General features: G+C 72.8%; 12 protein-coding genes and 1 pseudogene. 6 read left to right on the forward strand and 7 right to left on the reverse strand.

Annotated features, from left to right (window positions below; translation table 11 throughout):
* Positions 1–32: 32 nt before the first annotated feature.
* The 4 genes from ACFQRI_RS19405 to ACFQRI_RS19420 form a co-directional block, all read right to left on the reverse strand.
* On the reverse strand, positions 33–719 hold the full coding sequence (locus tag ACFQRI_RS19405) for a dienelactone hydrolase family protein (protein WP_380670602.1): 687 nt from the start codon (positions 717–719) through the stop codon (positions 33–35).
* Positions 720–857: 138 nt separating this feature from the next.
* Complete coding sequence (locus ACFQRI_RS19410; protein ID WP_380670604.1) at positions 858–1,250, reverse strand: VOC family protein; 393 nt, start codon at positions 1,248–1,250, stop codon at positions 858–860.
* A 20-nt stretch (positions 1,251–1,270) separates the two neighbouring features.
* Entirely contained in the window at positions 1,271–1,681 is a 411-nt protein-coding gene (locus tag ACFQRI_RS19415) for a DoxX family protein (protein ID WP_380670606.1), read from the reverse strand.
* Positions 1,682–1,759: 78 nt separating this feature from the next.
* Entirely contained in the window at positions 1,760–2,845 is a 1,086-nt protein-coding gene (locus ACFQRI_RS19420; RefSeq protein ID WP_380670608.1) for a J domain-containing protein, read from the reverse strand.
* 407 nt (positions 2,846–3,252) lie between these two features.
* Between ACFQRI_RS19420 and ACFQRI_RS19425 the strand changes: the two genes are divergently transcribed.
* The 5 genes and pseudogenes from ACFQRI_RS19425 to ACFQRI_RS19445 all read left to right on the forward strand — a co-directional run bounded on the left by ACFQRI_RS19425 (position 3,253) and on the right by ACFQRI_RS19445 (position 6,169).
* Entirely contained in the window at positions 3,253–3,732 is a 480-nt protein-coding gene (locus ACFQRI_RS19425) for a cation:proton antiporter regulatory subunit (RefSeq protein WP_380670610.1), read from the forward strand.
* 293 nt (positions 3,733–4,025) lie between these two features.
* A pseudogene (locus tag ACFQRI_RS19430) lies at positions 4,026–4,127 on the forward strand (hypothetical protein); the annotation flags it as partial.
* A gap of 136 nt (positions 4,128–4,263) precedes the next feature.
* Positions 4,264–4,419, forward strand: coding sequence for a hypothetical protein (locus tag ACFQRI_RS19435; RefSeq protein ID WP_380670719.1), 156 nt, complete (start codon positions 4,264–4,266; stop codon positions 4,417–4,419).
* A gap of 79 nt (positions 4,420–4,498) precedes the next feature.
* Complete coding sequence (locus tag ACFQRI_RS19440) at positions 4,499–5,395, forward strand: dihydrodipicolinate synthase family protein (protein ID WP_380670612.1); 897 nt, start codon at positions 4,499–4,501, stop codon at positions 5,393–5,395.
* Positions 5,396–6,169 (forward strand): SDR family oxidoreductase, encoded by a 774-nt coding sequence (locus ACFQRI_RS19445; protein ID WP_380670614.1) that lies wholly within the window; start codon positions 5,396–5,398, stop codon positions 6,167–6,169.
* A gap of 70 nt (positions 6,170–6,239) precedes the next feature.
* On the opposite strand, the gene ACFQRI_RS19450 is transcribed toward ACFQRI_RS19445, so the two are convergent.
* Both ACFQRI_RS19450 and ACFQRI_RS19455 read right to left on the reverse strand, forming a co-directional pair.
* Positions 6,240–7,247, reverse strand: a complete 1,008-nt coding sequence (locus ACFQRI_RS19450; RefSeq protein ID WP_380670616.1) for an Acg family FMN-binding oxidoreductase — start codon at positions 7,245–7,247, stop codon at positions 6,240–6,242.
* A 123-nt stretch (positions 7,248–7,370) separates the two neighbouring features.
* Positions 7,371–8,180 (reverse strand): SGNH/GDSL hydrolase family protein, encoded by an 810-nt coding sequence (locus ACFQRI_RS19455; protein WP_380670618.1) that lies wholly within the window; start codon positions 8,178–8,180, stop codon positions 7,371–7,373.
* A gap of 323 nt (positions 8,181–8,503) precedes the next feature.
* Here ACFQRI_RS19455 and ACFQRI_RS19460 point away from each other — a divergent pair, with 323 nt between their 5' ends.
* Complete coding sequence (locus ACFQRI_RS19460) at positions 8,504–10,066, forward strand: aldehyde dehydrogenase family protein (RefSeq protein ID WP_380670620.1); 1,563 nt, start codon at positions 8,504–8,506, stop codon at positions 10,064–10,066.
* 48 nt (positions 10,067–10,114) lie between these two features.
* On the opposite strand, the gene ACFQRI_RS19465 is transcribed toward ACFQRI_RS19460, so the two are convergent.
* On the reverse strand, positions 10,115–11,623 hold the full coding sequence (locus ACFQRI_RS19465) for a hypothetical protein (RefSeq protein ID WP_380670622.1): 1,509 nt from the start codon (positions 11,621–11,623) through the stop codon (positions 10,115–10,117).
* Positions 11,624–11,928 lie beyond the last annotated feature (305 nt).

Raw genomic sequence — 11,928 nt, forward strand, 5'->3', positions numbered from 1 at the left:
GCGCGCCTCGGGCGCGTGATCCGCGGTCGCGCTCAGGTGAGGTTGCGGCGCAGGAAGTCCAGGGTCCGCGGCCAGGCCAGGTGAGCCGATTCCTCCTGGTACGAAGCCGGATTCCGGTCGTTGAAGAACGCGTGGCCCGCCGGGTAGATGTGGATCTGCGGGCGCACCGGGGACTGCTGCTGGACCGCCTCGCTCATCTCGCCCACGGCCTCGACGGTCACCCCGCGGTCGTACTCGCCGAAGTGCCCGAGCATCGGCGCGGTCAGCCGGGAGAAGTCGGTCTCGCTCGGCGACGGGATGCCGTAGAAGGGCACGACCGCTCCCACCCGGTCGCCCTGCTGGGCGGCGAGCACGATCGCGAACTTGCCGCCCATGCAGAACCCGACGGCGCCGACCGACGACCCGGTCACCAGCTCGTGGGCGAGCAGGTGGTCGACCGCGCCGCCGAGGTCGCGCGCGGCCTGCTCGACCGGGAGCTGCTGCATCATCCGCGCGGCCTCCTGCGGATCGTGGGTGGTGCGCCCGCCGTAGAGGTCCGGCGCCAGCGCCACGAACCCCTCCGCGCACAACCGGTCGGCGACGTCGGCGACGTGGTCGGTCAGCCCCCACCACTCCTGGACGACCACCACCCCCGGCCCCGGCTCCTGCGGAACCGCGAGGTACCCGTGGGCGGTGCGGCCGTTGCTGCGGAAGCTGGTGTTCTGGTGCGGATTCGTCACGCGCGTCCTCCTTCGCCCGGGGTCGACCTGGACGCCGTCCATCCTCTCCGCTCGGTCGAGCGACCGCAGCAACCGGAACGCGATCGTCCCGCCGCGGTGGCAGCACCCCGGCGGGACGGGCGGACGAGCGGTCGGGCGTCAGCCCATCGGGAAGTGGAAGACCTCCCAGAGGTGCCCGTCGGGGTCGGCGAAGCTGCCGCCGTACATGGGCCCGTTCTCGGCGGGCTCGCCGACGTGCGGAGCACCCGCCGAGCGGGCCTGGCCGATGAGCTCGTCGACCTTCTCCCGGGACTCCACGCTCAGCGCCGTGATGACCTCGGTGGTCTTGCCGGCGTCGGCGATCTCCTTGTCGGTGAAGGTCTTGAAGAACGGCTCGGTCAGCAGCATCGCGTAGGACTGGTCGGTGATGATCATCGCGGTCGCCCGCTCGTCGGTCATGTTCTCGTCGAACGAGAAGCCCAGCGCGGTGAAGAACGCGATCGAGCGGTCGAGGTCGCGGACGGGCAGGTTGATGAAGGTCGCCTGAGGCATGGTTTTCTCCCGGTGTTGTGTCAGCGGACGGGCAGGAAGGTGTTGCGGCGGGCCCGCGCGAGCACGACGAGCACGGCGAACAGGGCGATCGTCGTCACCGCGGCACCCGGCGCGCCCAGGGCGAGGTTGCTGATCGTGGCACCGATCATCACGCAGGCGAGCCCGGCGGCGGCGAAACCGCACGACCGGGGGACCAGCAGTCCGACCGCGCCGAGCAGCTCGACCGCACCGGTGAAGTGGCGGAACCACGAGCCGAAGCCGATCTCGTGGAACATCCGCACGGCCACCGGATCGCCGAGCAGCTTGGGCAGCGCGGCGAACGCGAAGAGCGCCGCGAGCAGCACCTGCAGCACCAGCAGACCGATGCCGAGCGCGCGCGCCCGAGCCGGTCGGGTCCTGGTGGCCGCAGCCGGACGAGTCGTGGTGGTCATCGCCTCCGCCTTCCTCGCGAGGGGTCTTCACCCCTTACGACTCCGGGCGCGGCGAGAACTCATCGCCGCGGGGCGACATCACTCCACGAGCTGGTCGAGCACCGCGGTGAACACCTCGCGGTCCACGGTGCCGGCGTCCTGGGCCAACCAGCGGCCGATGTCGTGCACGAACTGCTCGGGGGTCATCGGCACCACCTGGTGCTCCCGCTGGTCGACGGTGGTGACCTCGCCCGCGCGGCTCGGGTAGATCAGCACCGCGCCGCGCACCTCGACCTCGGGCAGCAGCTCCTCGAAGGTCGCCACGCCCTCGGCCAGACCGGTCTCCCCGCCGCGGAACGGGTGGCCGTTGCGCCACAGCTCACCCGCCTCGTCGACGGTGTAGTGACCGGGCAGCCAGCTCTTGGACTCCACCAGCACCATCCGCCTGCCGCACAGCACCGCGTGGTCGACGTCGGTGAACTCGTCGTCCGGCCGCACGAGACCGTGGAAGACCCGGACCCCGGGCATCCGCATCAGGTACTTCGCGCACAGGTCGGCGGTGAGCACCTGGGGGCGCTGGTGCTTGGGGTCGGGCACGCCGAAGATGCGCTGGTCGCCGAACTCGGCGCTGAACATCCTGCGCGCGCGGTGGGCGTTGAGGTGCCTGCGCAGCAGGACGACCACGCCCACGCCGGAGGCGATCAGCAGGCCCAGCCAGGTGGCCATCAGCGGGGTGCTCAGCTGCGCGGCCAGGCCCGCGATCAGCAGCAGCGACCAGGCCCCGACCAGCGCGAGCGTGGGCCCGCGCTTGGGTCCGATCACCGGCAGGTAGCGCACCCGGGCTTCCGGGTTGACCGCGTCCCACCACGGGATGTCGTCGAGGCGCAGGCGGGGCGGCTTGGGCACGTAGTCGGGGTCCTCGCCGAACGACCGCCCCGGGCGCCGCCGGGTGGCGCCGGGGCGCGCGGTGCGCTTGGCCCTGGTGGCGCGCTTGCGGTCGTAGGCCGCGCGACGCACCGGGTCGGCCAGCGTCTCGTAGGCCTCCTGGAGCAACCGGAACTGGCCGTCGCTGCCGCCCACGTCCGGGTGCATGGTGCGCGCCAGGGTCCGGTAGGCGGATTTCACCTCCGCCGCCGTGGCCTCGCTCCGCAGTCCGAGCAGCTCGTAGTAGTCGACCCCGCGCACTACCTTCCCCAGCCTCCCAGACCGCGCGGCAACAACTGCGCGGCAATGATATTGCCCGGCCGCCGAGCATGATCAACCGAGGGCGGAATTCGGGCGGAAACGAAAAAACCCGCTGGCTGTGCCAGCGGGCTTCTCCACTCGGGCGGCCGAGACGATCGGGGATCGTCCCTCCCTTTTGACCGCCCGGGAACCGAGCTGGGTTCGTCGAAGTGGCGCCGGAACCCGCTCGGCTTGCTGCACGGCGTCGCGCCGGGGATCCCGGCCACCGCGAAGTCTCGATGTCAATCGCCCCGGGAGTGGGACCCGCCGGGCGTCGTCGCCCACGATAGCCGATGGGCCCCCGCCGTGGGGAGATCTCGCGCCCGACCGGCGGGCGTGGCGTCGCGAGCGGGCCGATGATGTCCGGCATGGACGTCAGCGAAGTGCTGCTGCCCGGCGTGGGGTTGCGATACGAGTTCACCACCACCGACGGGCAGCACATCGGAGTGGTCGCGCGCCGCAGCGGGGACATCGAGTTCGTCGACCACCCCGACCCGGATCCCGACGAGGTGCGGCCGCTGTTCCGGCTCAGCGCCGAGGAGGCCGGCGCGGTCGCCGAGATCCTCGGCGCCCCGCGCATCGCCGAGCGGTTCGCCGACCTCACCCGCGAGGTCCCCGGGCTGAGCTCCGGGCAGGTGGAGGTCACGGCGGGTTCGCCCTACGCCGACCGCGCGCTCGGCGAGACGCGCGCCCGCACCCGCACCGGGGCGTCGATCGTGGCGGTGGTGCGCGGCGAGGAGGTCATAGCGTCCCCGCAGCCCGGCCAGACCCTGCGGACCGGCGACATCCTGGTGGTGATCGGCACGCAGCAGGGCATCACCGGAGTTGAGCACATCCTGGCCGGTTGAGCCGCGCACCTCGATCGCTCTGCTGCTGGAGCTGGGCGTCGTCCTGGTCTTCCTCGGAGCGGTCGGTTCGGCGACCAGGCGCATCGGGGTGTCGCCGATCCCGCTGTACCCGTTGCGCGGCTGGCGATGGGCGAGGGCGGCATCGCCCCGCTCCCGGCAGCGGGCGACTTCGCGGAGATCGGCGCCTCGATCGGCGTGGTGTGCTGCGATCACCTCGAAGCGGTGGGGGCATCACCGTCGACGACCACGACACCGAGCAGCTGCTGCGGCGCATCGTGGGGTTGGCGCTGGTGGTGGCCGCGCCGGCCGAGCTGGCGGACGCCTCGGCGGCCGTGGGGGCCTTCCTGGTGGGCCTGGCGCTGACCGGACCGCTTGCCGAACGGGTGCGCGACCTGGTGGCCCCGCTGCGCGACCTGTTCGCCGCCGCGTTCCTCCTGGCGGTCGGCTTCGCCGTGGCCCGGCCGCCCTCGTTCCGCTCCTGCGGGCCGCGCGCAGCGGGGCTGGCAGGCGGGGCGGCTGCGGGCGGGCGGCGTGCTGATCGCGCACGGCGAGTTCTCGGTCACCATCGTCGGCCTGGTGGCCGCGCGCGGTGGACCGATCGGCCCGCTGGCGACCGCCTACGCCTTGGTCCTGGCCATCAGCGGCGCGCTGATCACCCGGTGGTGGGGTCGGCCCGCGCCCGGTTGACCGGACGTCGTTCGACGTGCATAGGATTTTCGCGGCGCTGCGCGGCGGTTTTGCGCCCGTGCCGAGTGAGAGGTGGCCGATGCCGACGAATCCCCTGAGCCCGGGTGTTTGGGGCGTGGTGGCCACGCCGTTCACCGCGTCCACGATGGACGTCGACGAGCAGTCCCTGGCGAACCTGGTGCGGCACCATCGCTCGATCGGCGTGACCGGCTTGACCGTGCTCGGGGTCTTCGGCGAAGCGGTCCGGCTCTCGACCGCCGAGAAGCGAGCGGTGCTGCAGGTGGTCGTCGACGCGGTGGACCTGCCGGTCGTGGTGGGCGCCTCGTCGACCTCGCTCGCCCCGGTGATCGAGGAGATCGAGCTGGCGGTCGAGGTCACCGGCGATCGGCTGGCCGGGGCGATGGTGCAGGTCAACACCCCTGACCCGCGGTTGCTGGCCAGCCAGCTCGACACCGCCCACCGGGCCACCGGCGCCGGCCTGGTGGTGCAGGACTACCCGCTGGTCACCGGTGTGTCGATCGGCGCGGACGCGCTGGCCGAGGCGGTCGGCGAGGTCGGCTCGGTGGTGGGGATCAAGGCCGAGGCCCCGCCCACTCCCCCGGCGATCGCGAAGCTCGCCGCGCGCACCCGCGCGCCGGTCTTCGGCGGTCTCGGCGGGGTGGGGCTGCTCGACGAGCTGGCCGCGGGCTCGGCCGGGGCCATGACCGGCTTCTCCTTCCCGGAGGGGCTGGTCGCCTGCGTCGACGCCTGGCGCGCGGGCGGGTACTCGGCGGCGCTGGAGGCCTACCTGAGGTACCTGCCGCTGGTGAACTTCGAGGCGCAGGCCCGCATCGGGCTGGCCGTCCGCAAGGAGGCGCTGCGCAGGCGAGGCCTGCTGGCCGCGGCGGCGGTCCGGGCACCCGCCCCGGCCATGCCGCCGAGCCTGATGGAACAACTGGATCGGCACCTGGCGGCCGTGGACCACGTGGAGAAGTAGATGGATCTGGGAATTTCCGGGCGCAACGCGCTGGTGTGCGCCTCGACCGGTGGGCTGGGCGAGGCCACGGCCCGCGCGCTGGCCGCCGAGGGCGCGAGGGTGGTCGTCTCCGGTCGCCGCGGCGACCGCGCGAAGGCGATCGCCGAGGAGCTGCCGGGCGCGGTGGGCATCGAGGCGGACCTGACCGCCGAGGGCGGCGCCGAGCGGCTGCTGTCGCAGGCCACCGAGGCGCTGGGCGAGATCGACGTCCTGGTGCTCAACGGCCCGGGTCCGCGTCCGGGCACCGCCTCGGAGATGACCGCCGAGGACAGCGCCGAGGCGGTGGGCAACCTGCTGCTGGTGCAGCAGAAGCTCGTGCGCGGGGTGCTGCCGGGCATGCGCGAGCGCGGCTGGGGCCGGATCCTGTCGATCGCCTCCAGCGGCGTGGCCGCGCCGATCCCGAACCTGGCGCTGTCCAACATCGGCCGCAGCGCGCTGGCCGCCTACCTCAAGAGCCTGGCCACCGAGGTCGCCGACGAGGGCGTGACGGCCAACCTGCTGCTGCCCGGCCGCATCGCCACCGACCGGTTGACCGCCCTGGACACCGCCACCTCCGAGCGCGAGGGGATCTCGTTCGACGAGGCCCGCGCCCGCGGCGAGGCGGCGATCCCGGCGGGCCGCTACGGCGACCCCGCGGAGTTCGGCGCGACTGCGGCGTTCCTGTGCAGCGCGCACGCCGCCTACATCACCGGCACCACGCTGCGCTGCGACGGCGGCCTCGTCCCGACCCTGTAGCCGCGCGCTGCCCTCCCTTCATCAGAAGTGCCCGGGCGCTGCGCTCGGGACGTCTGATGAGAAAGCCCGCTCACGGTCCGGACTCGGCCGCGGTCTCGTCGTCGACGAGCAGTTCGGCGGGTTGCAGCCGGGGCGTGGCCGGGGCCGGGGACCCGTACCCCAGCCGCAGCAGCGCTTGCGGTTGGAGCCGACCGCCGAGCAGCCGCCGCAGCTCCTCCCGCGTCTCGTCGACCTCCACCACCTGCGAGATCAGCGAAGCGACCAGGCCCAGCGAGGTCGCGGTCAGCAGCATCCGCTGCAAGGCCTGCCCGGCCTGCAGGTCGGCGAGCCGTCCCGGGTGGTAGGAGCAGACGACCACCATCAGCGGGTCGGTCTCGAAGTCCTTGCCCGGGACCCGCTGCCGGGCCTGACCGGCGGAGAAGTCGCGCAGCACCCACAGGTCGTGCGGTTCCGGCTGGGGTCCGGCCGCCGAGACGGGCACGCCCTCGGCCTCGCCTTCGGCGCGCCCGGTCCAGCGCGCCAGCTCCGAGCGGAACTTCGGGTCGCTCGTCTGCGCGCGGTGCGCCCGGTGCACCAGCTCCTCCAGGGCGCTGAGCTGCTCGCGCTCGACCACGTGCAGGCGGCAGCCCTCCTCGTGCACCGCGTGGGCCAGCGCGTGCCGGTCGCGCTCGGGAACCGGGTCGGGCAGGAACGGGCGCCGGTTGCTGCGGCGCTCGGAGATCGCCCGGTGCAGCCGCCGCTCGTCGGGCGCGGGCGGCTCGCCGCTGCCCGCGCGCACCTCCGCCAGGGCCGTCTGGCCGTGCAGCCGGGGCAGCAGGGTCGCGATCGGGCGCACGCCCGCGTGCTCCAGCGCGATCCGCAGGTTCAGCAGCGCCGCGCCGCAGCCGAGCCGCAGCTCGCGGTCGTGCGGGTCGGCCACCGGGAGTCGCGCGCTCGGGGCGAAGTGCAGCTCGATCAGGTGAGCGAGCAAGCGGAACCGCCACGGCTGGCGGTTGTGCAGCGAGGGCGCCATCCCGGCCAGCCGGACGACCTCCTCAGCGCGCTCGGGCGGAAGACCCATCGTCGAGGGGAAGACCATCTCCCCGCACCCCCTGCCGGCTCGGCTCGCCCCCATGGTCGTACCCGAGTGCGCGGGCGGCCACCGGGCGGGACGACCGAGGGGACCGCTCCTGCTGGAGCGGTCCCCTCGTCGACGCCCGGGTCAGCCGGTGACCGATTCGAGGGTCGGCAGGTACGCCTGGGCGTGCCCGTCGACGTCCGGGTGGAAGGACTCCTGCACGGGGTTGCTGGGCCCGTTGATCCACTCGTCGTCGGCGCACACGCCGTGGCCCTCGAAGGCCGGGCGCGCGTCGGCGAAGGTGAACCCGGCCGCGGCGGCGCGGTCGGCGATCACCGCGGCGAGCTCGTCGGAGCCCTCGTTGATGCGCTGGCGCTTGGTCTCGGTGTAGAAGGGGATCCCGCAATCGCCCATCTCGTTGATGCGGGGGTAGCCGAGCACCACGACCTCGGCGTTGGGCGCGGCCTCGCGGATGCTGGAGTAGGTGGCGTCGAGCTTGGCGGGCAGTTCGCTGCGGGCCTTCTCCGTGGCCTCGGTGGCCGCCGCGTCGCAGGCCGCGTCGTCACCGGTCAGGCAGCGGGTGATGACGTCGACGAAGCCGACGTCGTTGCCGCCGACGGAGATGGTGACCAGGGTGGTGTCGGCGCTGAGCGCGCCGAGCTGATCGGCGAGGACGTCGTCGGTGACGGCGCCCGAGCAGGCGGCGAACTCGAAGTTCGACACCTCGTGGGAGTCGGCCCACAGCTGCGGGTAGGCCTTGGGGCTGCGCAGGCAGTCGCCGCTGTCCTCGAAGTACTCGCGGGTGCCGGTGCCCGAGGCGTAGGAGTCGCCGAGGGCGACGTAGTTCTCGACTGCGGTGTCGGACGTGGATTCGGCTGAAGCTGGAACGGTCGAGAGGCCGCTGACCGCCGCGATTCCGGCGAGCAGCCCGACGAATTTCCTCGCGTGACGCATGCTTTCCTCCGTTCGCGGAGCCCGAATGCGTCACCAGTGAAGGACGTTCGCCTTCCGATTCGTGCGCTTTGGCGAGTACCCGCCAGTAACCTGCCCACCGCGCAGCTCGGACGTTTCCGCGCACCCGCCGTTCGAGAGGATCCCGTTGACGCGCGGACCAATTCGCGCTGATCCGATCGATCCAGCGAAAATCCCGGAATTCACGGAAAACGCACGTACGGTTTGTTGAAAAGGGCACGATCGCAGTAGGCGGAATCCGCTCGGACATGGCATAGTGCAACTTTCCCGGCACCCCATCCGGAAATAAATCATCAGGAGGGCGCATGACACTCCGGGTACCCGATCACTGCACCGCCTCGGCGGTGCAGGGACGGATAACCGCAGCGGTGCCGGAAGCGTTCGACGACGGCGTTCCGCGCAACCTCGTCGACGGCCGCTGGCAGGCCATCGGCGAGCCCGCCGACCAGATCTCGCCGGTCGACGGCACCGTGATCTCCCAGCTGCCCAAGCTCGACGCCGACGCCGCGGTCGACGCGGTGCGCGCGTCGGCCGGGGCGCACCGCTCCTGGGCGCAGACCAGCTACGACCAGCGCCGCGAAGCCGTCACCGAGGCGGTCGAGACGATGGCTCTGCTGCGCGACGACCTCGCCCTGCTGCTGGCTTGGGAGATCGGCAAGCCGTGGAAGGCCGCCTGCGCCGACGTCGACCGCTGCCTCGACGGCGCACGCTGGTACGCCGAGAACACCGAGCAGATGCTCAACCAGGACGTCGAGGGAGCCCCCTACAAGCGCCAGGCGCTGCCCGGCCCGGTCAGCAACATCGCCAGCTGGAACTACCCGATGAGCGTGCTGGTGCACGCCGAGCTGGTGCAGCTGCTGGCCGGCAACGCGGTGATCGCCAAGACGCCCACCCAGGGCGGTGCGGTCACGCTGACCGCCGCGCACGCCCTCATGGCCCGCGCCGGCCTGCCGGTCACCCTGATCTCCGGGGACGGCTCGGCGCTGTCGGACCCGCTGGTGCGCTCGCCGGAGGTGGGCGCGGTGGCGTTCGTCGGCGGCCGCTCCAACGGCGGCAAGATCGCCGCGCAGCTGGTCGACAGCGGCAAGCGCCACATGCTCGAGCAGGAGGGCCTCAACACCTGGGGCCTGTGGAACTTCTCCGACTGGGACGGGCTCGCCGCGCACCTGCGCAAGGGCTTCGAGTACGCCAAGCAGCGCTGCACCGCCTACCCGCGGTTCGTGGTGCAGCGCGAGCTCGTGGACAAGTTCCTGGCGACCTACCTGCCGGTGGTGCAGTCGGTGCGCTTCGGCCACCCGCTGGCCAGCGCCGGCGAGGACCTGCCCGAGCTGGACTTCGGCCCGCTGATCTCGGCGGCCAAGGCCGCCGAGCTGGACGGGCGGGTGCAGGAGGCGCTGCGCCACGGCGCGGTCCCGCTGCACCGCGGCGACAAGTCGCAAGGCCGGTTCATCGACGGCCAGGACACCTCGGCCTACGCGGCCCCGGTGACGCTGCTGGCGCCGCCCGGTGCGAGCAGGCTGATGCACGAGGAACCGTTCGGCCCGGTCGACACCGTCGTGGTGGTCGACACCGAAGCCGAGCTGCTGGCGCAGATGAACGCCTCCAACGGCGCTCTGGTGGCCAGCATCGCCAGCGACGACGACGCCTTCGCGGCGGACCTGGCCGAGCACGTGCAGGCGTTCAAGGTCGGCATCAACAAGCCGCGCTCGCGCGGTGACCGCGAGGAGCCCTTCGGCGGTCGCGGCGCCTCCTGGAAGGGCGCCTTCGTCGGCGGTCAGTACCTGGTGCACGCCGTGACCCAGGGCCCGCCCGGCGAGCAGCTCTACGGCAACTTCCCCGGCTACCACCGCTACCCGGCCACGTCCTAGCCCGCGGGCGGCCCGGCGCGAGGTTCCCTCGGGCCGGGCCGGCTCGCGCTACCGCTCGGCGGGTGCCAGCACGAGGTGGCCCGGTGGGCTGAGCGGCGTGGAGATGGTCCAGAACGGGTCGGGTCCGGGGCCGGGTTCGGCGGTGAGGACGTAGTCGATCCGGCGGGGCTCGGTGGGCGCGAAGTGGTGGTAGTTCCAGCGGAGCAGGGTTGCGGCGAGCGGTCCGGCTCGCCGCAAGCGCTCGTCGATCCCGGCGGCGAGGTAGCCGCGGTCGGAGAAGCCGTCGACGATGTGGCATTCGCAGAAGTAGGCCAGCGTTCCGATCTCGCCGGGGCTGGCCACGGTGGCGTCGCCGACGCGCTCGCCGATCTCGGCGCCGATGCGGGCGTAGTCGGCCGGGCTGGCCCAGTTCGTCTGGATCGGTGCCGTGCGCCACGGGGTGCCCTGCGCGAGGGCGAGGCCGACCTGCGGCACGAGCAGGATCGCGCCCAGCGCCGCGACGGGCACGCGCCAGCGCACCCCGGTCGCGACCAGCCCGAGCGCACCGCCGAGCGCCAGCGTCACGCCCATCAGCGAAGGCGCGTAGTACCAGTGGTAGGGCGGCACGTCCAACTGCGCGTAGAGCGAGTAGTGCGCCACGCCGCCGAGGCCGAGCACCGCCCACGGCCACGCGCGCGATCCGCGCCGCGCGACGGCGCAGCCGATCAGCGCGAGCAGGGCCACCACCCCGCAGGCGGCCGGAAGCGCGGCCAGCGCGGTCGGCAGCGGCGCCATGTCGTAGTACTTGCCCGGCCCGTTGCCGAAGCCGTAGCGGCCCCAGGACTCCTGCAACTGCTTGATCACCAGCGTGTCCGGGATTGCCGAGCCGAAGCGGAACCAGCTGAAGGCGAACCACGGCGCGCACACCAGGAGCGCGGTGGTCAGCCACTTCCACCAGCCGAGCCACATCCGCGGGCACCCGAGCAGCACGGCGATCACGAACACGCCCAGGTCCAGGCGGGTCAACGCCAGCGCCCCCACCGCCAGGCCGAACAACCACGGCCGCCCGCCCGTGACCGCGGCCAGCAACGTCGCCAGCAGCGCGGCGGCCAGGGTCATCTCCAGGCCGACGGTCGACAGCAGCAGCGGGTTCACGCCCACCAGGGCGGCGGTGAGCGTCCCGGTCCAGCCGGGCATGCCGCGGTCCAGCGCGCCGCGGCGGAGCGCCAGGACCAGCACGACCGCGCTGGCGACGAACAGCGCGCCCAGGGCGAGCACGGGGCTGCGCAGCGCGAGCGTCAGCGCCGCCAGCAGCAGCACGTTGCCCGGCGAGGTCGCGGAATTGGCGGTCTCGTCGGGGATCATGCCCCAGTGCCCGTGCAGTGCCACGCCGCGCGCGTAGCCCAGGGTGATGTAGGCGTCGTCGGTCAACGCGTCGTGGACCAGCCAGAACAGCGCTGCCGCCAGCACCGCGGCGGTGGCCGCAGCGGTCCACGCCGGTCGGTTGGTGCGCTGCCGCGCCCCTGCTGCGGTGTTCCGGGAACTCGCCGAAAGCGCCTCACCTGCTGCCGCCCGCACGACGTTCATCCTTCGCCCCCAGGTCGAAAGGCACGGTGTGACGCTGTGGGAGTCTTCCAGAACTTCGCCGCGCCGCCCGTTTTGCGCGGTCTGCCACCCGGCCGAATGAACCGGCCTGGCCGGAGACCCAACCGTTGCGAGGCACTTTCGGGTTCACCGTTCCGGGAACCCCTTCCAGAGCGGATCATCGCGGCCCCCCGGGGATGCCTTCGCACGTGAGAGGGCGGATCAGGATCGCGCCCGGGGCCGCCGCAGCAGCGCGAGCACGGTCGTGCGCTCGAGGCCTGCCACGGCGATCGCCCGCG

The sequence above is a fragment of the Saccharopolyspora griseoalba genome, assembly GCF_042665275.1.
GTDB lineage: Bacteria > Actinomycetota > Actinomycetes > Mycobacteriales > Pseudonocardiaceae > Saccharopolyspora > Saccharopolyspora griseoalba.